General features: G+C 39.3%; 19 protein-coding genes and 1 riboswitch. Of the genes, 9 read left to right on the top strand and 10 right to left on the bottom strand.

Annotation, left to right across the window (positions count from 1 at the left end):
• Window positions 1–705 precede the first annotated feature (705 nt).
• Both H7992_RS06490 and H7992_RS06485 read right to left on the bottom strand, forming a co-directional pair.
• Window positions 706–1980: an acetylornithine deacetylase gene (locus tag H7992_RS06490; RefSeq protein WP_370569994.1), complete on the bottom strand. Its 1275-nt coding sequence runs from the start codon at window positions 1978–1980 to the stop codon at window positions 706–708.
• Window positions 1981–2191: 211 nt separating this feature from the next.
• Window positions 2192–2294: riboswitch (TPP riboswitch) on the bottom strand.
• Between the two features lie 17 nt (window positions 2295–2311).
• The gene (locus H7992_RS06485; protein WP_187047000.1) at window positions 2312–4498 is read right to left on the bottom strand and encodes an S-layer homology domain-containing protein; all 2187 of its coding nucleotides are present in this window, start codon (window positions 4496–4498) and stop codon (window positions 2312–2314) included.
• Window positions 4499–4730: 232 nt separating this feature from the next.
• Between H7992_RS06485 and H7992_RS06480 the strand changes: the two genes are divergently transcribed.
• Window positions 4731–5759 carry an NADP-dependent oxidoreductase gene (locus H7992_RS06480; RefSeq protein WP_067206771.1) on the top strand — a complete coding sequence of 343 codons (1029 nt, stop codon included), beginning with the start codon at window positions 4731–4733 and terminating at the stop codon, window positions 5757–5759.
• 96 nt (window positions 5760–5855) lie between these two features.
• Here H7992_RS06480 and H7992_RS06475 read toward each other — a convergent pair whose 3' ends face one another.
• Window positions 5856–6773 (bottom strand): PhzF family phenazine biosynthesis protein, encoded by a 918-nt coding sequence (locus H7992_RS06475; protein WP_067206769.1) that lies wholly within the window; start codon window positions 6771–6773, stop codon window positions 5856–5858.
• A gap of 41 nt (window positions 6774–6814) precedes the next feature.
• On the bottom strand, window positions 6815–7360 hold the full coding sequence (locus H7992_RS06470) for a hypothetical protein (RefSeq protein ID WP_067206766.1): 546 nt from the start codon (window positions 7358–7360) through the stop codon (window positions 6815–6817).
• 226 nt (window positions 7361–7586) lie between these two features.
• On the opposite strand from H7992_RS06470, the gene H7992_RS06465 reads away from it, so the two are divergent.
• The 3 genes from H7992_RS06465 (at window position 7587) to H7992_RS06455 (ending at window position 9650) form a co-directional block, all read left to right on the top strand.
• Window positions 7587–8219, top strand: a complete 633-nt coding sequence (locus tag H7992_RS06465) for a TetR/AcrR family transcriptional regulator (protein ID WP_067206763.1) — start codon at window positions 7587–7589, stop codon at window positions 8217–8219.
• 307 nt (window positions 8220–8526) lie between these two features.
• Window positions 8527–9354 carry a DUF418 domain-containing protein gene (locus H7992_RS06460; protein ID WP_255428604.1) on the top strand — a complete coding sequence of 276 codons (828 nt, stop codon included), beginning with the start codon at window positions 8527–8529 and terminating at the stop codon, window positions 9352–9354.
• 98 nt (window positions 9355–9452) lie between these two features.
• Window positions 9453–9650, top strand: coding sequence for a hypothetical protein (locus H7992_RS06455; RefSeq protein ID WP_067206759.1), 198 nt, complete (start codon window positions 9453–9455; stop codon window positions 9648–9650).
• 118 nt (window positions 9651–9768) lie between these two features.
• Here the strand turns inward: H7992_RS06455 and H7992_RS06450 are convergent, their stop codons facing one another.
• The 3 genes from H7992_RS06450 to H7992_RS24635 all read right to left on the bottom strand — a co-directional run bounded on the left by H7992_RS06450 (window position 9769) and on the right by H7992_RS24635 (window position 14174).
• Window positions 9769–10293, bottom strand: a complete 525-nt coding sequence (locus H7992_RS06450; protein WP_067206758.1) for a 5' nucleotidase, NT5C type — start codon at window positions 10291–10293, stop codon at window positions 9769–9771.
• Between the two features lie 808 nt (window positions 10294–11101).
• On the bottom strand, window positions 11102–13798 hold the full coding sequence (locus H7992_RS06440; RefSeq protein ID WP_255428603.1) for a DEAD/DEAH box helicase: 2697 nt from the start codon (window positions 13796–13798) through the stop codon (window positions 11102–11104).
• Window positions 13782–14174 (bottom strand): SWIM zinc finger family protein, encoded by a 393-nt coding sequence (locus H7992_RS24635; RefSeq protein ID WP_255428602.1) that lies wholly within the window; start codon window positions 14172–14174, stop codon window positions 13782–13784. The genes H7992_RS06440 and H7992_RS24635 overlap by 17 nt, the downstream gene beginning before the upstream one ends.
• Window positions 14175–14522: 348 nt before the next feature.
• On the opposite strand from H7992_RS24635, the gene H7992_RS06435 reads away from it, so the two are divergent.
• The 5 genes from H7992_RS06435 (at window position 14523) to H7992_RS06415 (ending at window position 20178) form a co-directional block, all read left to right on the top strand.
• The gene (locus H7992_RS06435) at window positions 14523–15032 is read left to right on the top strand and encodes a ferritin (RefSeq protein ID WP_067206752.1); all 510 of its coding nucleotides are present in this window, start codon (window positions 14523–14525) and stop codon (window positions 15030–15032) included.
• A 546-nt stretch (window positions 15033–15578) separates the two neighbouring features.
• On the top strand, window positions 15579–15911 hold the full coding sequence (locus H7992_RS06430) for a DUF485 domain-containing protein (protein WP_067206749.1): 333 nt from the start codon (window positions 15579–15581) through the stop codon (window positions 15909–15911).
• Between the two features lie 15 nt (window positions 15912–15926).
• The gene (locus tag H7992_RS06425) at window positions 15927–17477 is read left to right on the top strand and encodes a solute symporter family protein (RefSeq protein WP_187046999.1); all 1551 of its coding nucleotides are present in this window, start codon (window positions 15927–15929) and stop codon (window positions 17475–17477) included.
• Window positions 17478–17560: 83 nt separating this feature from the next.
• Window positions 17561–19480: a DUF294 nucleotidyltransferase-like domain-containing protein gene (locus tag H7992_RS06420; protein ID WP_187046998.1), complete on the top strand. Its 1920-nt coding sequence runs from the start codon at window positions 17561–17563 to the stop codon at window positions 19478–19480.
• A gap of 32 nt (window positions 19481–19512) precedes the next feature.
• Complete coding sequence (locus tag H7992_RS06415; protein WP_187046997.1) at window positions 19513–20178, top strand: 3'-5' exonuclease; 666 nt, start codon at window positions 19513–19515, stop codon at window positions 20176–20178.
• Between the two features lie 89 nt (window positions 20179–20267).
• Here the strand turns inward: H7992_RS06415 and H7992_RS24630 are convergent, their stop codons facing one another.
• The 3 genes from H7992_RS24630 to H7992_RS06405 all read right to left on the bottom strand — a co-directional run bounded on the left by H7992_RS24630 (window position 20268) and on the right by H7992_RS06405 (window position 22233).
• Window positions 20268–20393 (bottom strand): hypothetical protein, encoded by a 126-nt coding sequence (locus H7992_RS24630; RefSeq protein ID WP_255428601.1) that lies wholly within the window; start codon window positions 20391–20393, stop codon window positions 20268–20270.
• A complete protein-coding gene (locus H7992_RS06410; RefSeq protein WP_231885777.1) occupies window positions 20386–20694 on the bottom strand; it encodes a hypothetical protein in 309 nt (102 codons plus the stop codon). Before H7992_RS06410 ends, H7992_RS24630 begins: the two co-directional genes overlap by 8 nt.
• Before the next feature lie 156 nt (window positions 20695–20850).
• A complete protein-coding gene (locus tag H7992_RS06405) occupies window positions 20851–22233 on the bottom strand; it encodes an S-layer homology domain-containing protein (RefSeq protein WP_187046996.1) in 1383 nt (460 codons plus the stop codon).
• Window positions 22234–22355: the final 122 nt, after the last annotated feature.

The raw sequence follows: 22355 nt of genomic DNA, 5'->3' as shown, positions 1-22355 counted from the left end.
CTTTGGACTGAACGACTACTGCACCATTATCGGCATTTCTTGCAGCGTAGGATGCGACTTTGTCGCATCCTACGCTGCTTTTTCGTTAATTGTATGGGGGCCCTTCGTCCGCCGCTCTTCAAAGGTACAGCTACACTAAGTTCTGATGCTTTTGGGAACGAGTGAATAACTACATTCCTATCCATAAAGGGGCAGCCAAAGATGCAATTTTGGCTGCCTAATCCCACTCTATAGTATTTCCTTTTTGTATTTTAGAAAGGGTCACTTTCTATATGGCATCACATTGTTACTTGTATGATTTTTGCCAAAGTAAGTAAGGAAAGCTTGTTAAATGCAGCAGAGTGCCCGAAATTTCATCTTCGGGCACTTGCAACTTTTATAGAAAGGTAGTTATTCTTCCATCTTCCAAAGTAGTTGCATTTTCCACTTAAACATTGTAGGTATGTGGTGGACAGTTAGTTGTAACAGGATTACCGAAAAGAGTGTAGCTGGCATTTCCAGCCACATTTAACCCGCGGTAAAGGTGTTGTAATCATTTCGTCCAAAGCTAGCCGCAAATGTACAAGTCAAACGTAGACTTTTAAGCTTTTCTTAAGGTTTAGGCTGTCCCTTGTAAGGCGCCTTCGCTTAGTTTATATAGGCATCCATTTGTTCAACATGTAACAGTTTAATAGTAGTAGATGAATGGGGAGATTACTTGCACTCCTATTTTTTCGTATTACACCACTCATTTATAAATAACATAAGCGTCTTGGTAAATACCACTAATTCTTCAATGTTTATCTTTTCATCGACAGAATGTGCCTCTTCCAACTTTCCAGGACCGTAGATAACAGTTGGAATTCCTGCTGCTCCTAGCCAGCCCGCATCTGTTACTGATCTCGACATACCAATTATTGCAGGACTTTTTTCGGTTTGTTCATGACAATGCGCAAGAAGTTGAACAGCTGCATGGTCCGCATTCATTTCAAGCGCCGGAAATATTTCTCCACGTTCTTCAATCATTGATTTTCCACCCCAGCGAAAGTGAATGGGATTTTCTCTTAACCACGTGTCTGCTTTTGCTACATGGTTCAAATGCTCTTCGATTTCTTTTGTTACAGATTGATAGGTTTCATTCGGATAGAAATGAACGGTGATCCAGAGCCGACATTCATCCGCCACAAAAGCTGCATGCCTTCCTCCTTCTATAACTGCTGGATTAATAGTAGTGGTGCCAGGCGCAAAACCCGGATATTTTTTTGTCACAGCCCAGTGACGTTCTAAATCTTGTAATCCAGCAATAACCTTCATCATCTTTTCTATCGCACTAGCCCCATTAACCGAACCGCCTGCATGAAGCATACTCATCCTCATTGCATCATGGAAAACTTCCTTACTTTTAATCGTTATCCAGCCGGTAATCACACCACCCTGACCATGGATTTGACGATCACTGCCATCGACTACAAGTGCAAAGTCTGCTGTATAGCCTTTTTCCATACATGAAAGTGTTCCAGCCTCTCCCGCTTCCTCCCCAATGACAGTCTGAATTTGCAAATCACCTTTCAGTTCCACACCTAGTTCGTTTAATAATTTAACGGCTAGTAAAGTCGCCGCTACTGCACCTTTCATATCGGATGTTCCTCGCCCATATGCGTTGCCATCTTTAGTCGTTAGTTCAAAGACAGGCACAGTCCACTCTGTTTCATCCCCCACTTCCGCAACGTCTATATGTCCATTAATGATTAGGCTGTTATACAGGTTTCCATCCGTTCCCTTTTTAACGCCTACAACGTTCGGGTCGCCAGGAAATACATCCCAACTAACCGTTTCAAATTTTTCTTGTGCTAAAAAATCTTGAATATACCGCTGTACGCCTGTTGTATTTCTTGCCGGTGGACTAACTGTCGGGAAACGAACGAGGTCCGCTAGCAATTGCACTAACTCCTCTAGACGTTCATCAACTAGGTTACTAATTTTATTTTCCATTTTACTCATCCATCCCTTATCTATATTTTTGGTAGGTGAATCTATATACGTTGTAATAAAGAATTCCATTGAATTCACTACGGCGCTAGCCCTTGTAATGCGCCTTCGCGCAGTTCACTATCTTTATTTCATTTGTTCAACATATATACACTGGAACAGAAAACAGCCGCTTTCCATAATCGGAAGGCGGCTGTTTTCTACGTATATAAAGACATTGAGTGTAGAGTTTCAGCTGCTTCCCTACGCTAGTATGAACTAGATCAGGTTCGAAGGGTTTACATCTATGATGTGTCTCAGCCTAAACGGCTCCCCTAGCAGTATCTATTTAGTTTTTTCTTCTTCACAATGCATCTGTTCTTTCTTCCCCTTTAGGAAGATAGTTCGATAAGTCGATATCACGTAACCCGTTCTTTATTTTAGTTGTGTAACCTAAATTTTCATTCGATAAAAACGAAGCTTTTGAAGCAATCATTTCTTCTAATAAAGGCAAATACGTCGGATCAATATCTTTCCAAAGTTTGTACGAATTTATTAAATCCTCTAAAGTCAGATGCTTGTAATCATCGCCTTTATAGTCACGTAATGCGGAAATACGATACCAAATATCGCCATTATCACGAATCCAATCATCTTTATCCGCTACAATCGCTGTTTGTATAGCCTGCGCTGTATCTAAATACTTCTGATCACCGAACTCATTATAAGCCATGAGTAAAACGTTCATACCGCCCAACACATGATTCATAGAGGCATGTGTCGTTACTTGCTGTGCAATCGGGAAGTAATCCGCGATGTAGTAAGACTCGTCATTCACAGGAATGACGTTTCCTTTACTTTTTTGTGAGACTAGTAAGTCAGCATAATTACGCAATGGCTCTTTCGCATTCTCAATTCCAAAATCAGCACCACTATTATAGTAGAAAAGCGCGATTTGCTCATTAAAACGTGTATCAATGAATGGAGCTGTAATGTCATATAAATCTTTCAAATAGGTGCTTGTAACTTCTGTTTCCCAATAATCTTTGTCACCTTTGAAATTCTTCAAGTTAACAAATGAGTTGTAAATTAAGTTCTCAAAATAACGATCCTCTTGCTCATTATATAAAACCAGCGCACGATCTTCTTTTAATAGAAGTAAGTTCCGCCCATATCCTTGCCCTGTATTAGGCATTGGCTCTGTGGTTATCGCCATTTTATTGTATGGGCCACCCGCCGTGTACCAATTATTACGTTTTTTATAATACTTAGCTGACTCAAGCATCCAGCTCTCCATATTCTCTTCATTCGCAAATAATTGGTCATCCGCATTCATATACCACTGATCTACAATGTCATTGCCTTTTGAATTTAACGTATGCACAGATAATAATGTTGTTCCAACCTGAGCATAAGACAGTGCCTCTTTTTCACCGAGCAATTGACGCATGTAACTGTAGCCATCATTCTCATACTCTAATGACAATTGCTTTGACAAATAAGACTGACCAACCATCCGCTCCTTCACTGATCCATCTAGCTTCACAAATTGGAGTAAACCTGTCGGATAGGATGTTGTGTCACTGCCAAAAACGTCTTTATCATTACGTTTAATCTTGTATTTATCATAACGGTTTAGCTCAAATGAAGCCACTTCATTTTCTTTTTGAATGACATCTACTGTTACAGCAGATTCAGTAGGGTTAATGATTTTCGAAAATAAGAAGTAATCGCCATTATCAAATGAACGAACCGTTAACTCAATGGTCGCACCTTCTATACCGATGTCATAAGTGTAAATATTATCTCGTGAAAATGAGTTATCGATTCTCGTATGATTCGTGAAAAGTATATTCTCTGTCGATCTTAGGTAAATCGGATGTTCATCAAATGACACCTTCATTAAATTCACAGCAGAGGGAATCCGAGTAAAATTAGGCGACAGCTCTAAGTTCGTTAATTCATATTTTTTGGTAGTTGCAATGTTCCCCTTCTCCACAAGTACTTGATGCAGAATCACCGCAAAAGTAGCGCGGTCTACTTGTGATCCGTGATTGAATAGACCTTTTTGTATGCCTGGCATAATTCTGTATTGTGGAACTGCGCCTACACTTCCTTTATCCAATGAAATAAGACTTGGCCATTCGATTAATGCACTATCTTGCAAATTAAATGCATCTACTAATGCCAACTCCATTTGCCTACGTGTTAAAGGTTCTTCCATACCAAAAGAATTGCCTGTCACGTCTTTGATTAAAAATTCATATCCCGCTTTTGTAAAAGATTGAGTAGCCTCTCCAACTGTCATTGCTAGATCCGGACGAAATTGCATATCGCCGTAACCCGTCATTATGCCCATTTCTACAAGTTGCATAACTTCATTTTTCGCCCAGTGGCTATTTGGAATATCCGTAAATTTTGCAGCTGTCGTGACGTCTTCTGATTTAACGACTTGAGCTTCTGCCGCGTTAGCTGTTAATCCAACAGTAGCTGTCGTCGGTAAAGCTACCGTTAATGCTAAAGCGAGAAACATTGTATTTATTTTCTTCATTTTTGTTTAAAGCCCTCCTTTAGTTAAAATTAATAACATCAAATTATAGTTAAGTATAATTATAACACTTTTGGATACTATTTTGGAGTTCGTCCACAGGAGAAAGCAAGGCTGAACAATAGCAATTCAATGGAAAAGAAACACCAGTCCATAATCATTGACCTTAGTAACTCTTGAGTGTTAGGGTTTTCACTTGCCAACTAATTCGGCAAACTACAAAGGAGGAATTGCAATGAAGCAATTGATACAACAGGAAATTCACCTAGCAAATCGTCCCAAAGGAATGCCTGCGAAAGAAGACTTTACCTTTGTAAAGAATTCAGTTCCCTCACCAAAAGTAAATGAAATTTTAGTACGGACGCTTTATTTATCTGTTGACCCATACATGCGTGGAAGAATGCAAGATGCCAAGTCATATATTGCTCCATTTGAATTGAATAAGGTCATTTCAGGGGGTGTCGTAGCTGAAGTAGTTGAATCCCAGTCAGACGCCTTTAAACAAGGTGATGTCGTTGTTGGGAATCTTGGCTGGGCTGAATATACCGTAGCTACTCCAAATGAAATTCGCAAAATAGACCCTAAAATGGCACCTATTTCAACACATTTAGGTATTCTCGGCATGACAGGTTTAACTGCCTATTTTGGATTGCTTGATATCGGAAAACCCCAAGAAGGCGAAACGGTCGTCGTTTCTGGGGCTGCCGGGGCAGTTGGATCAGTAGTTGGACAAATCGCGAAAATCAAAGGTGCCAAAGTAGTAGGTATTGCAGGTTCAGATGAAAAGATTGACTACTTATTGAATGTACTCGGCTTTGATGCAGCTGTAAATTATAAAAAGGATAGTTTCTGGACAGATTTAAAAAATTCCGTACCTGCTGGAGTAGATGTCTATTTCGATAATGTAGGCGGCGACGTTTCAGACGCTGTTTTTACAATGCTAAATCGAAATGCTCGTATTCCATTATGCGGATCAATTTCTTCCTACAATGCTGAAGGAAAAGATAGAGGTCCACGTATTCAATCAGCTATGATCAAGACGAGCGCTATGATGCAAGGCTTCACGCTAGGCGATTTTGCCACTGATTTTGAAAGAGGGTTTACCGACTTAGGTAAATGGCTACTGCAAGGCAAACTGAAATATGAAGAAACAATTGTTGAAGGATTTGAAAATACACCAGAAGCATTCCTTGGTTTATTTAAAGGAACAAATCTGGGAAAACAGCTCGTAAAAGTGGCTAATCCTGAATACGCGAAACTTTAACATTTAATGTAAAATAGCGTGACCTGCAACTTCCAAATACTTATTCAACAATCTCCTCAGGTTACTAAATGAGGAGATTTTGTTTTGTCAAAAAATCTAAACCTTGTTGTGTTTGTTCGTAACAAAAACTATTTCAAGCTCTTTTACATATACTGCAGTTCCTGTAATTTCAATATCATAACTTTTTTCATTTTTCGAGACTTTAACTAGTACACGACCATCCTTTCCCATTTCATGGCCTTGTTCTACTAAAATACGTAGATGGTTTTCGAAGTTTCTATTTATGTATTCGGCGTAATAAGCACCCATCACTCCTGAGGCTGTTCCTGTAACGGAATCTTCAATTGTACCGGAATATGGTGAAGAGAAATGACGAGCATGCATATCTGCATTTTGATCGTACGTCTCCAAACAAAAAGGATGAATAGATGCTTTAGGTATTTCTTTTAATACGGATGGAAATAGCTCATTGTTAGCTTTCATTTTATTAAAAATGCTAAGTTTCTTAATTGGAACTAACAATGTCCATGAACCTGTACTACCATATACAGTGGGTAAATCAGATTCTATATCATCTCTATTAATTCCGATTGAATGGGCCAATTCTTCGTACGAACCGCTAAAGTCTTTTAATTGTGGGGAATCTTGTTTCATAGTTATGTATTCCTCACCATCCGCTTGTGAATCTATTCTGATAGGTAAAATCCCTACTTTCGTTTCAATTGTTAGTTTACTCTTATCATTCAATAAATTCTTAGACTTTAAAGCATATACAGCAGCAATTGTTCCATGTCCACATAAATCCATTTCTTGTCCTGGTGAAAAATAACGTATTCCAAGATCAGCCACATTCGAATTGACTAAAAATGCAGTCTCGTTGAAACCTGCCCTGTAAGCTATTTCTTGCATCTCAAAATCTGTTAAATCATCCCCGTTCAGCACTACTCCAGCAGGATTCCCTTTGTTTGGCTCTTTACTAAATGCGTCATAATGGTAAATAGTTATCGATTTCACTCTTCATTTCTCCCACCTAAAATAAATATATTATCCACTCTTCATTTCCATACAGTCATATACTTCTTACGGTATTTGATATCTTCTTCTGTCTCAATCAAACCCATTGCTATCTGTTTAATTTCTTCCTCTTTTAATGCATCATATAAATTTTTCAAGCCTTGAATCATATCAAATCGAATCAAGGTGTAATGTTTTTCATGCACACCGTTTTGAAAACGTTCCACTATATGATGAATCACTTGTTGTTTTTGTTCCTTTCCAGCTAAGCCCACTCTCCATATCGACTGTAAGCTATGTCGGGCTGTAACAAATTTCGGATCTTTGGTCACTTCCCATAACGCTGGAAAATCGCCTAATATACGTTTTTCTGGATCACTTTTCGCAAGACCAGCTAGGAACTGAGCACCCCTAGATCTTCGATGATTATCGGAATCTGTTAGCCATTCCTTTAATTCGTCCCAAACTTCATAAGCCCAGTCCACTTCTTCTTTTACAGCTGCATTAATAGCATTAAACGCTTCAAATTGAACATTTTTGTCCTTTGCTTCTAGGTTTTCAAAGTAGGATCGGGTTACACTGTCCACTTGATTCATCTCCCTCTCAATAAAAAGTTATTTACTTACGACATTACATCCTACCGATAAATATACAGTGAACCCCCTCATATATCTATCGCTATACTTCATTAATAAATTGACCGTGAAATTTCTCCGTGTTAAAATCTGATTGAGTGATCAATTAAAAATTTGATTGTACAATCAAATTAATTTGGAGGAATCATAATGTATATAAATAATAGAGGTCATATAAATGAAGGAAGATAACAAAGTTGAAGGAAAAAAATCGTTTATCGCAGAAGCAAGACGTGACCAAATTGTGGAAGCAGCAATTAAAACCCTTGATGAAATTGGATACTTAAAAGCCAGCCTTTCTCAAATTGCTAAAAGAGCGGACATCAGTACCGCATTAATTTCTTACCATTTTTCGGATAAGAACGATTTGATGAACCACCTTCTGATGAATCTTGTAGAAGGGTCAACATCTTATATCTTAGAGAGAGTTGGTCGAGAAAATACAGCTTTTGAGCAACTGAATACATTCATAGCGGCAAATTTAGCATATCAAGGTACGCATCCGACACGTTATACGGCTCTGATAGAAATTGTCTTTAATGCCAGAACGCCCGATAACATTCCCTACTATAAATTAGGCGATGATGAAGAGGACCAAATCATGTATGAACTACAACAAATACTACATTATGGTCAAAAACAAGGGGAATTCGGATCTTTTAATGTAGTAGTCATGGCCAGTATGATTCAAGGAGCTATCGGAGAGTATATGGCTCACACTGCTATAACAAAAAAAGTCGACTTGGATACGTATAGCAGCGAGCTCGTGAAAATTGTTAATCAGGCAGTAAAGGGTAACAAATTTGACTAACGTTACTCTAAAGTCAAATCCTATCTCCAATTATGATCGGAAGCTTGCTCCGGATCTTGCCCGCGGCTTTATGCTACTGTTCATCGCATTGGCACACGCCCACGTATTTCTATACGCCGCCGATCGAGAAATCACAAAGGTTGACCAGATCGTTGTATTGTTTCGGCAAGTCTTAGTTGACGGCCGTGCATTCCCTATGTTCTTTCTCCTCTTTGGCTACGGTATGGTCCAGCTCATGCTTCGTCAGGAAGAAAAAGGTAACGATTGGATTTCAATTCGCAAGCTGTTCCGCCGGCGAGGCTGGTTGATGATTCTCATCGGTTTCTTGCATGTAGCACTATTATTCGAAGATATCATAGCATTATATGGCCTGGCTACCCTTCTCTTGGTCGGATTCCTCCGTGCATCAGACAAGAAGCTGTTATGGATTGCTGGAATATTTCTTGTTCTAGTAGCAATCTTTGGTTCATTGATGCCTCGTGGTTACGACGCCTTAGTAGATAACGCTGTACTCTCCTCAATAGCGCTGGAGAACCCATTTCTCGCTAGCGCTATCCGTATTCCGGAGTGGATTATCTACACACCTTTGCTTGTCTATCAGGTCGTCCCTGGCATGCTTATCGGAATTTTGGCGGCACGGCGGCGAATCCTCGATAATCCGGAGCAACACCTGCTCTTGCTTGTGCGCACTTCAATGATTGGTATTGGTCTCGCTACTGTCGGAGCAATCCCGTTGGCACTGATGTCCTCACAGTATTGGACTAATCCATCGTTTGGAGCGCAGACGTTCGCTACTATTCTACACACCGGTACTGGCTATGCAGGTGGATTGGGCTGGGCAGCGTTTATCGGATTGTTAGTCATCAAGCTTGGGGAAAAACGAGGACCCATCACTATGGCTATCGCCGCAGTAGGACAGCGCTCGATGACCTTTTACATTTTTCAATCGGTCGTATTCATCGCTGTTTTTGCTCCGTATGCCGGCGGTCTAGGTGCACATATGGGCCAAGCCGGCAGCGATGTCATCGCGTTATTCACCTGGCTCCTCTCAGTAGTCATCGCCGATTTCATGCGTCGCGCTAATGTGAGAGGTCCTGCGGAGACCTTGTTGCGAAAGCTGTCTTATCGTACTTGATTTACTGATTGGGATAGTCGTTAATTTAGGATGCACCAAGGTTGTTAATTAAGAAAGCGATTGTGTGAAGGAAGTTACTCAAGAAAAAGGAGATTACAATGAATTTTATAGAGAAAGTATTTAATTGGATGGTAATGATTGGACTAGGATTATTAGTAGGACGAATTATTACACTTGTGTTTAGACTTCTGGATATTCCGTTTACAACCTTTTTTAAAGACTACAGTATCATTTCATTGATCATTTTAATAGTAGGCGCGATTGGTTCACAAATGATGAAGGATAATAAAAAATAAAAGGTATCTGGTACTAATACAATTCAGGGTTGTATCAGCACCAGATACCTTAAATTTATAATACCCCTCTCTTCCTTTGATGAAGATGAGGGGTTATTTTTGATTCTATCGCACTAATTTACTTAAGAAAATAATCCGCGGTATCTTTCCAATTGTTTAATCGCGTATATCCGGTTGTATGGACATTATGTGGAGCTGTGAAAAGTAGGCCCTTCCCCTGAAATGTTTCTAAATTACTTGGCGTATCGTCTATCAAATAATCTGCAAGAATTATGCTTTTATCGCCGCAAAAGACGAAATTCTTTTCATTCAAAAAACTGAAGTGTTTCTTTAACCAGCGATATTTTGGTGCTAACGAAGCTGGAAACTCCATTGCTGCGGTTACAATATATATTTCATAGCAAGCACTTAATTCTTTTATCACTTCTTGACTATCTTTTATCACGTCTAACTCCAAGAAAAATAATTCGTTTGCTAAATAGTGGTCCACTTTCTTTTCAAATCTAGCATCTAATTCTATGAGTTTCTTGCCATGCAAATGGTGGTCCGTATAACTTTCGTTAAATTCATCATTAAATAATTCTAGACATTTAGCGCTAAAATGCGATATGACTTCATCCATATCTATCGCGATACGTTTCACAGTATTTACCCCTTTATGATTCATCTCATGATTCTACTATATATGTTGACATAAAGAATCCTCTCAACAACGCTCGGCTCCTCATAGGGGTAGCCTTCGCTGGAAATTATATAGAATAATGATTGCGGCGTATGCGCTTTACACAGGCTTTTGGGAGGCCACTGAAAAAGCCCTTGTACTTGAAATGAATTAGGATTCCCCCTAATACCGCTTCGGCGCTTTGTGGATGCCTCCCGCGATAAGCCAGAAAGGAAACCACTTTCAGTCTTATCGCTCCGGCTACCACGAAGACGCGCCTACGCTGGATGGACTATGTAAGAAAGAGCTTTTCATTATCTGCGATGAAATCTGCAATCGGCATATACATCTCAAAATCACATTTCTCTCGATAATGAACATCCTAGCGCAGGCGCGGCAAAGGGGTAGCCGATGCTGTAATACTGGATGCGAAGCGCTAATCCAGGCTTACTGCGTAGAGCATCCCCAATAGCGCTAAGCGTTCTACAATCCACACCCCGAATTAATACTAGCTCCCTATTGAGCGCCACAGTAAATTTAGTGGGATTCATTAATTCAACATATATAGCATGCAATTGTCGTTCATATACTGACTAGTGCTGTGCACGGCTTATCTGAAATTTATGCCCCACAACATTTTTTATACTTTTTTCCACTTCCATGCCAAGCAACCTCTGAATATCGGAAATATCCTCAGGCTTGTCCCCCACTTTCAAATGTAATATTCACGAGATTCTGTACACTCACACAATTCAAAAGCTGTGACATCCACCGGAGTTTTCAACTTTATTCAGCAGGGGTTTGAATCCCTGCTGAATAACCTTAAATCGATAATATCTTCCGATAACGAGGATAGCATCGTTTCACCCGTTTGAATAACTTGATCGATTAATTCCTTTTTACTTTGCTGCAATTCGTTTATCTTTTCTTCTATTGTTCCTTGGGCAATAAGCTTTATAACTTGAACAACGTTCTTCTGCCCCATTCGATGGGCTCTACCAATTGCTTGCTCCTCGATTGCTGGATTCCACCATAAGTCATAGAGAACAACCGTATCCGCACCAGTTAAATTCAGGCCAGTCCCGCCAGCTTTTAATGAAATAAGAAAAATCGTTTCAGATCCTTCATTAAAATCATCGACGAGTTGGACTCGCCCCTTGGCTGGCGTTTGACCATCTAAATAGAAGCAACTTTGTCCTGATTGTACAAGCTTTTCCCGAATAATTTTCAACATACTTGAAAACTGTGAAAAGATTAAGATTTTGCGGCCATTTTCTCGTCCGTTTTCAATAATCTCAAAAAGATCTTCCAGCTTTCCAGATTGCCCTTCGTAGTTCTCGATGAATAAAGAGGGGTGACAACAAAGCTGCCGAAGTCTTGTCAGTCCCGCCAAAATTTTAATTCTCCCTTTACCTAAACCTTCTGTGTCAAGTGACTCTTTTGTTTCAGCGCGGATTTTGTCCAAGTAGCCGAGGTAAAGCTCCTTCTGTTCTTTCTTCAGTTCTGAGTAATGAACCGTTTCAATTTTGTCAGGTAATTCCTTCAAAACGTCCATTTTCAACCTTCTCAAAATAAAAGGTTTAACCACCCTAGCAATGTATTCAGGTTTTAAACTACGAAACGTTTTCTGATCATGTAAAAACCCAGGCATGATTGCTTGAAAAATCGCCCACAACTCGTCCAATGAATTTTCAATCGGCGTTCCAGACAAGGCAAACCGCTTATGCGCCGTTAACGCCCTTACTGCTTGCGCAATTTTAGACGCATAGTTTTTTATCGACTGCGCTTCATCTAGAATAAGCGTATGGAATTCTTGCTCCTTATACCACTCTAAATCCTGCCTCAACGTATGATAGGAGGTAATGTATACATCCGGAATATTATCCTGGTCCAAAATAGCCTTTCTTTCCTGAACCGTTCCAGTAGCGATATCCACCCTTAATACAGGAGAAAACTTACTGAATTCATTCTTCCAATTATAAACCAATGATGCTGGAGCGACTACGAGCACGGGCTTCCCCGACTGAGCCTGCTTCTCCGATTGGATATAAGCAATACATTGCAAGGTCTTTCCTAAGCCCATGTCATCTGCTAAAATTCCACCCAGTTGGTATTGTGCCAATGACTTCAACCACTGAAAACCCGTCAACTGATAATCTCGCAAGTTTTCTTGAAGTGTGTCCGGTATCACATATTCTTCTTCCTCTGGGGATTTAATGGCGCTTATGAACTGCCGGAAGCTTTTCCCGAATTTCCGGTTCTGTTTGTCCAACTGCGTTAAGCGCTCTTCGATTTGCAGACCTCTATATAACGGCATGTTCATTTTACCATTTACCATTTCAATCGATTTATCATTTAACTCTTTATAAAGATCTGCTACGTCCTTCAACTGTTCATCATCAAGTGACAAAAAGGCTCCAGTTGGTAAACGCACATAGCGTTTCTTTTCAATAACAGACTGGAAAATATGTGGAACCTTGTCGTAATCCACTCCGTCCATTGAAAAGTCAACTTCCAATAGGTTCCCACTTGAGTGGATATCGACAGCAACTTTAGCCATTTTCTCTGTAGGTAGAATCAATGATTTAATGGCTGGCGCTAAAAATATGTCTGCCTTCTCTTCAAGTAGCGCCAATGTGTCGTATAGAAATCCGAATATATCTTCCTCGTCATCTGTGTAATACTGATTCTCACTCACTTTCAATGAAGAATCCTCGAATGCATTCATAAATAATTGTTCCTGTTTTGCATCACGGATTAATATCGTTTGTTCCTCATTAGCATCGGTCTCACTTTGGGCAATCGGGTTAATGACAATCGAATCGTAATGATACTCTACCTTCACCTCGATACGATCACTAGTCCCTTCCACAAACATTTTCACCCGTAGTGGAGGATTCATAATAAACGCAGAAACAGTCTTAGCTACTTGAACCTTACCAATTTCCTTTAGCTTTGGCATGGCTTGTGAAACAAATGTCCCAACTTGTTCAGCTGATATCGGGATAATTGGACTTCCTCCACTTTTAATTAATGGAACGAATAGTTGTAATGCCCGTTGCTGTTCACCCGATAGTTTATGTAATTTCCCTTTATATGCATACCAGCCATAGGTTTTAAAATATTCCCCATCTACATGTCCGCTTACTTTCAATTGAAATTCTTTGGACTTGCCATTTTCAAGCGAAAAGGAGAAAGGAAGATCTTCGTCTACAATTTGCAGTTGTCCATAAACGAAATCTTCTTGCTGAAAAACACAATTTTGATGTTGCAAGGTAGCAAGTAACTCATCTACCGCGTATGGAGGTATGACTATATCTTTTCCTGACCTACCGTTACCTCCCCAAGTACTCGTATCATAGATGGTTTCAGTTTTATAAAACTGCATTAATTTATGGATAATCGCCAAATCTTCCATTTGAAACACATGATATGCGGGATCATACGTAAAATGCTTGCCAAACTGCAAGTCAGTGTTTTGTGACATGCTGCCGAATATCCTTGACGATATATAATCGTTTAGTTCCAATTTTCATCTGAATGTCAAAAATATCTTTTTCTCTATAATAGCTAGCTAACGTATGTGCCCTCAATAGAAATTCTACTTTCAAATAGCACTCATCTTCTGCATTCAATTCTGAACGATTGTTACTTTCTCCAAAGTAATCAATCAACTCTTCAGCTCGCCGATATCTTGCATTTTTCGTTCCACTCTTTTTGCTACTAGTAGCAACGTTTTGTTCATCGGCAATTGCCAAAACCGTAGCACAAACATGCTTACACTCTCCATAGGAATAATGCGCAGGACAGTTACAATCATCATCAATGTCGTAACCATTCAATTCTATTTGAACAGTATACAACTTGCTTCCTGAGACTGTTGCACGCCATATATTCTTAGCACTATTTAATTGTAAACCATGTACTCTACCACTTTTATGGTAAGCTTCTCATTTATTAAATGTAGAAGCCGTAAATATTCTTTTTATTAAACTAGTATCTAATTTGTTCATATATTTTCCCGGTGCGAACACTCACTTTTATCCTCTATTATACAATGTTCCAAGTTCTAACCGTAAATTTCGTCTTTTCCTATTGCCAAAACTCCTAATACGACAAAATTCCGTGTTTTCAATCAAAATACGTGAATGAAAATCTAGATTAGGCTATGATAAAGAAGAATAGTCTTAACAATAAAAGGAGGCAATATAATGATTAGTCAACGACTAGCAGATGCTCTTAATCAGCAAATGAATAATGAGTTCAACGCTGCACAAGCTTATATGGCAATGGCTGCTTATTGCGAGCACAATAATTATGCTGGCTTTGCCAATTACTATCTTCAACAAGCCGAAGAAGAGCGTTTTCACGGCATGAAAATTTACAACTATATGAATGACCGCGGGTTACAAGCTAAATTCTCCGCAACGTCAGAGCCAAAAATCGAATTCGCGTCAGTATTGGATACATTTGAATCGGGTTTACTACAAGAAAAAGGCGTTACCAAGAACTTTTATGAATTAACGGACCTCGCTTGGGAAGAAAAAGAACATGCCACAATTTCGTTTTTGAGATGGTTCTTGGACGAACAAGTTGAAGAGGAAGCATCTTTCGATACACATATCGAGTATTTGAAGCGTATCGGAGAAGATAAAAACGCATTATACATTTATGAAAAAGAACTTGGGCAACGCGACTTCTCTGCAGAATCTGGAGAATGAATAAGTTCCAATTTTTTCACTCCCCCTCTCTTCCTTGACGAAGATGAGGGGTATTTTTATACACTTTTTTTGTGATATACCTACATGTCTTAGACCTCATAACACTTTCCTCTCCCACCAGATTGATAGGATACTAATATCCTATGACTTCACCTCCCTTTATAAATGTTGAACCATTGGATACTTAAATTGGCTGAGCGAAGGCGCCTTATAAGGGACACCCTCCCGCCGTAGTGAATTCAATGGGTTTCTGTATTTTAATATATATAAATTGGTTCCATCGTCTATACTTGCCGCTAATTCCTAGCCATTTGATAAGTTCCTTTTCTCGCAGTGACAAAACTAAGTTTTAACTATTCAGAAAAATACCTTGTGCGTTATCGGAAAATTTGGTAATGTGAAACTAGCCTTCTATTATATGATTAACATTTTTAACAGATTTAGTGCGTTTTTTACAAAATATGAGAGCTAATTCATCTAAAAGGAGGCTTATTACTTTACTAAACTACCAGTTTTCAACACTTCAGAAAAAAAGGGGATGAAATCGTGGGTAAAAATCCGAAGAAAAAGCAAGCAAGTGAAACATTGGACTATGAAAAAATTATCAATACACCTGAATTCAAAAATTTAGTCAAACGAAAAAGAATCTTTTCTACGCCATACATTATTTTCTTTTTTATCGCCTATTTTACACTACCTATTCTCACCGGATATACAACCATACTTGAAAATCGAGCCATCGGTTGGATGACTTGGACATGGGTCTATTCATTAAGCATGTTCGTAATGGTATGGGTGTTTACATCCATCTATATGAACAAAGCGAAAAGCTTCGATATAGACGTTGAAGAAATTCTAAAGAAAAATGTTTTAAAATAAAGGGGGTACTTACACGTGGACAATATTATATCAATAGCAATTTTCGTTGCAGTGATTGGATTGACACTCGGTATTACATACTGGGCTGCCAAACAGACGACAACTGCAAGTGATTTTTACACGGCTGGGGGATCGTTAACCGGTTGGCAAAACGGAATGGCGATTGCTGGGGACTACTTATCTGCCGCATCATTCCTTGGTATTGCCGGAGCAATTTCGTTAAATGGATTTGATGGATTTTACTATAGTATCGGCTGGTTAACTGCATATCTAGTAGTTTTATTTCTAATCGCCGAGCCGCTTCGTAATCTAGGGAAATTTACAATGGCTGACATGATTGGAGCACGTTTTGGAGCAAAAAAGGTTCGTGGCGCTGCAGCGTTAAATACAATTACGATTGTTTTATTTTATATGCTTGCTCAGCTTGTAGGTGCAGGTGCACTTATTAAATTACTTCTTGGAATTGACTACTGGATTGCAGTTCTAATCGTTGGTGTCATGATGACAATCTATGTACTATTCGGTGGTATGACTGCAACAAGTTGGGTTCAAATTGTTAAAGCGATTTTACTTATGATAGGAACCATTGTTATTTCATTCCTCGTTTTGTTAAAGTTTAATTTCAACTTTATTGGGATGTTTGATGCCATGAGAACGGCAACACCACATGGCGATGCCTTCTTACATTCCGGAATAATCTATAAAGATCCGATTGGTTTGATCTCTGTACTAATTGCACTCGTTTTAGGTACGGCTGGCTTACCGCATATCTTAATGCGTTTCTTCACGGTAAAAGATGCGAAAACAGCTCGTTCTTCTGTTATTTATGCAGTTTGGATTATAGGTATATTCTACGTCTTAACCATTTTCCTTGGATTCGGTGCAGCTAAGTTTGTTGGTGTGGATGCCATTGTTGCTGAGAATGCTGCTGGGAACATGGCCGCACCAATGTTAGCGGGTGTGTTGGGAGGATCAGCACTTGAGTCATTCGTTGCAGCGGTTGCGTTCGCAACGATTCTAGCAGTTGTTGCCGGACTTGTTTTGTCAGGAGCTTCAGCTATTGCACATGATATTTACGCAGAAATTATAAAAAAAGGAAAAGTAACAGAGAAACAACAAGTAAGAGCTGCAAGATTCGCTGCACTTGCAGTTGCTATTGTCTCAATCATTTTAGCACTAGGTGCGGAAAAATTGAATGTCGCGTTTCTTGTTTCACTCGCATTCTGTATCGCCGCCTCTGCGAACGTTCCGACAATTCTTCTTACGATCTATTGGAAAAAATTCAATACGACAGGCGCAGTTGCTTCAATGTTAACCGGTTTGATTGTCGCGCTTGTTCTTGTTGCATTAAGTCCTAGCGTTATTAATCCTGTAGAAGGAGCGGCGTTCTTCGTTGGGCAACCACTCTTCCCATATTCGAACCCTGCCATAATTTCAGTTCCAGCAGGATTCTTAGCAGCGATTATTGGTACACTCGTTTCATCTAAGAAATTCGAAGCTGAAGAGGTTTCTTATGCCGAAGTGAAATTTAAAGCAGAAACAGGTTATAGAGAGCTAGAACGATAATTCATAGCAAAAAATCCCCCTCCCTAATTTAACTGGACGAGGGGGATTTTTCTCTAAAAAGATGAAGGTGGAGGAAATTCATAATGAACAGTGCACAACAAAAAATGTATAAGAAAGTGCATGACCAGCCTATTTTCAGAGGATTAACTGAGGAAAAATTTGCTGAACTAATGGCTGAATGCAAAATTACCTATTATCGGAAATCTGCAAAAGTGAATTACTTTATAACACCTCATGAAGGGTTGTTACTCATTTTAACAGGGACAGCAGAGATATTCATAGTTGGAGATGATGGGCAATCCTTCGCCCTTGAAGAAGTTCAAGAAGGTGAGGTAATCGGTTTTTCAAATATCGCTTATTATTTAGGTGAATCCAATAGGCCGCTCGATCATCATCGTCTTGTATTGGAAGTAGTAGAAGATTCCTATTGTCTACAGATTCCATATGCTGTCCTAAAAGAAAGAATAGATGACACGGATGTCCGTGATGCTATTTTGAAACTCATGTCTATTCGTCTCGCAAATGTCTATGCTTCCCTTGGTGAGCAGGTTAAGTTGTCAGATGAGTGGGGAGAAAGCGAGCCTTATGTACGTCGTGTCGAAGACTTTATGAACTCCTCTGTGATTACAGCCTCTGAAGATGCGTCAGTTCAGCAAATAGCACGAATAATGGTCGATAACTCAATCAGTTCGCTAATGGTCGTGGATCAGGAAGAGCAACTAATCGGGATCATTACAAAAAAAGACCTTGTCCAAAGGGTCGTTGCACAAGTGGCAAACGGCGAACTGAAAGCTAAAGATATTATGACAAAAAAACTGCATACTATTTCACGTCATGATTATTATTACGAAGTCCTTTCGGCATTTTATAAGAATGGGGTAAAACACTTACCCGTTATCGAAGGTAATCGTTTGGTGGGTATAGTTACACTGTCCAATCTTATTTTCAAGCGTGATCGTGGATCAATGGGTGTATTGAAAACGATTGAAGAGGCTTCTTTCGAAAATTTACCTGCCGTTAAAAACGCGATTTACGATGTGTTATCTAGTTTAATTAACGATGATATCTCTACCATTCATACGTTGGAGATTGTTACAAAACTATACGACCGACTCGCACGACACTGTGTGAAACTCGCTGTACAGTCGTTAGAAAGGCAAGGTAAAGGAACACCACCCGTCCCCTTCGCATGGTATGAGATGGGCAGTGGTGCTAGGGGCGAACAATTCATGTTGACGGACCAGGATCACTTCCTTGTCTACACCGACCCGCACGAAGATGATAGGAAGCACGTGGCGTTTTATTTTTCATTGCTTGGTGATGCAATTGTTAAGCATTTGGAGAAAGCTGGCTATTCCAGATGCGTCGGAAAAATGATGTCAAGCGAGGTGCAGTGGCGCGGTTCCGTTACCGATTGGCAGCAACGCTTACGTAACTGGGCGCTTAAGGCGACTAATGATGATATATTACTTGGCTATAACTTTTTATCTTTTCGTTTTCTAATGGGTGATGCATCGTTACATAATCATTTTGTTCGGATGGTACAAATTCAATTGAAGTCCTCACAAACTTTTCTTTATTACATGGCGCAGCAGGAACAAAACAAGCCCATACCCCAAGTAAACCAGTCCTTTTTGGCATTATTTAAAGGAAGAGGAACCCGAGAAATCATTGACATTAAAAAAAACGCATTGTTTCCAATGCATCATTGCCTACAAATACTGGGCGTTCAAAAAAATATCATTACACGCACACCATTACAATTAGTAGACGACCTTGTACAATTAGGTGAACTATCGGCTGGCTTTGCCGATGATATACGTCATTCATATGAAATTGCACTAAAAACACGAATTCAACTGGCTTGGAAAAAACATCTGCGAGATGAATCTATTACCACTGAAATTCAGTTTGCATCGATGCGAAGATGGCAACAGGATGAATTAACAACGATGTTAACGACAGTCCACGCGCTGCAATCACATCTACTTGCAAAATTATGATCTATTTTCGCTATCGCTTGGAGGCAATATGTATGTTTTGGAGAAAACAACGATTAAATTATAAGTTGGATCAATCATTTTTGCTGAATACAAAGTTGCGTAATATGCCGTTTACTGTCTTCGATACTGAAACGACTGGGTTTGCAATTGCTGCCGATGACGGACTCATTGAAATTGGAGCTGTCCATGTCGAAAAGTCAGAAGTAACGAATCGTGTATTCCAGACCTTTGTAAAGCCATTAGGTGAAATACCTGAATATATTACTAGGTTAACTTCTATTGAACAATACCATGTAGAAAATGCCCCAACTGCGCTCGAAGCTATAGAGAGCTACTTTCAGTTTATTGAGGATACGAAGAGTGGAGGGTGGATTGGACATCATGTAAGCTTTGATACGCTGGTCATAAAAAAAGAATTACAGCGTGTGAAATACTCCTACGAAGAACCCACTTCTTTTGATACGCTTGATTTAATCGATTATTTAAATCCATCTTGGGACCAACTAGATCTCAAAGAGTACGCACAGCTATTTGGCACGCCACTATTTGAACGCCACCGCGCACTTGGAGATGCACTGACAACAGCTCATTTATTTGTTGAATTATTGAAGCATCTTGAAGAAAAAGGAATTATAACGCTGGCGGATTTACTGCGATTGAAACACAGTAATCTTCGTCTAAAGACAGCTCGGTTTTAGCTATAGCTAATAAAACAGGACCCGCTGATTTATTTGGAGTCCTGTTTCCCCTTTTTCGTGCTTATAGGATGAAGAAACATTATTAATTATTATAGATCTACCACTTCCGTCAACTCCCCTAAATTCGTCGAGCCAAAAACTAGGAGAAGAAGAAATACGATTAAGATGACCGTATTAATAAAACTTCCGGCGTCAAAACCGATTTTTTCACTCACGTCCGTTCCCCCTGTCTTTATTCATTCGCCTTTTTATTCCCTCAAATAACTCGTCTAATGTTAGATCACCATTTTTCTCTAGAAAATCAGTCATTTCATTTACTTTTTTATCGTTTAAACTTTTAAACTCTCCTAGCAATGTAACTGATATGACTGGTTTATCCCTAAATAGTTGAACGGAATCGACTTTCAGTTTGCCGAGCAAAAGGAGTGATGCCGCTACAATTTCAAGATCTTTCCCTTTCAAGAGATCGCCCAGCGTGTATTTTGTATTTGGATTTTGATTGAAATTATTGTACACGCCTAAACACATCCTTTTTCGGGATAGTGATTCGTACTTTGGTGCCTTATTGTTTATCTTATGTTAAAGGCTTTATGTTTGTGTTTGGAATTCCTTTAGAAAGGGAGTTTCAATTCCTTATTACCACAAAAAAAACACCCCGAAGGATGCTTTTCGTCATTTTTTCAGAATGTGTTTTTTCCCCTTACTATCTTCAACTATGATTTCAGTGTCCATTACAGTCATATCTTGCGCTTGGATAGTAGACAACCTTTTCGTTTTACCATTCAGCATACTGTAGGCGAAAACACCTTTTTTATTGAAATAATACATGGCACTAGAATCATATTTAATCGATTTATTATTTTGGTTTACGTTAGGTTTCACTTTTGAACCTTTTATGTCGTCAAAAATGACACGCGCATCAAACTCATGAACTTTCTTTATGCCAAAGCCAATTTGATCGGCTGAATAAAGGATTAACATATCATCAGTATTAACTTCCTCATTAAAACCTTTATCGAATTGACGAACCTTTTTCTCTATCGTGAAGTAGATTTCAAAATTATGGAGTGTTACATTCCGGATAACATTGCTATTCGGAAGGTTATACATGGTAATATCGTTGTACTTGTCACCAGTTGTGCTTAATTTCTCACCCGTTATCGATGATACCATTAGACCGTAATCTGTTGGCAACCCGCTCTTTATATCAACTTCTTTCCAATAAGGAGTGAAGATTTGATTATTGAACAAGATGATGGGAAATCCATTTCTAAGCTTTTGCTCTACATAGCCATCTGAATCACTGAAATCATCTTCTGACAATAAGATAATTTCCTCTTTTGTCTTTTGATTAATTTTCACAAGTTTGTTAGTTTTCACTGTGTATATCCAACCGTCCCGTTCAACTTCTACACCTTTTTCACTGACAGCAGAACGATAACCCGCAAGTTTCATTTTGTCATCAAGAGCACGGGCTAGGAAAGAAGAAAATTGCGAACGTGTTACCGGATTTCCCGGTTTGAACGTTCCATCTTGGTATCCACCTGCTATCAAGTTTTTAGCTAAACTATTGATATCCTTAAAAGCCCAATTTGCTGGCGATACATCGACAAATGTCGGCTGATTGTCCATTGGCAACTCGAATGCTCTGCGCAAGATTGCCGCCATTTGCGCTCTTGTCGTGATTTCTCCGGGGCGCATATAACCATTTTCTCCACGAAGAATACCAAGTTCACTGACTGTCGCCAAGGTTTGATAATGTTTAGATATATTGGAAACGTCTTTAAATTGCACTATCGGTTTGTCAATCAGCTTAAAATCGAGCGCTTTCACAAGCATTGCTGCGACCTGAGCACGCGTGATGGGTTCATTCGGTCGGAACGTTCCATCTGGATAACCACCGATAATGTTTTTATTATACAAATAAATAATATCTCCATTCGGTCCCTTTAAATCGGAAAATGGGTTTGAATCGCGCCCTGTTTCTGCTTTCGCAATAGGAATAATAGTAAATACTAGCAGGAATGCAACAAGTGCCATGGTAAATTTCTTCATTTTAATACCCCCTTATTCTAGTAAATTATAACATATGTATTGGAAGCAAGACTCCCTTATAAGGTGCCTTCGCTCAGTTTATATAGGTATTCATTTGTTCAATAAATAGTAATTTCATTGAA

The sequence above is a fragment of the Sporosarcina sp. resist genome (assembly GCF_014302295.1).
Taxonomy (GTDB): Bacteria; Bacillota; Bacilli; order Bacillales_A; family Planococcaceae; genus Sporosarcina; species Sporosarcina psychrophila.
Note: the sequence above shows the minus strand (reverse complement) of the source record. Positions and strands in the feature narration are given on the sequence as shown.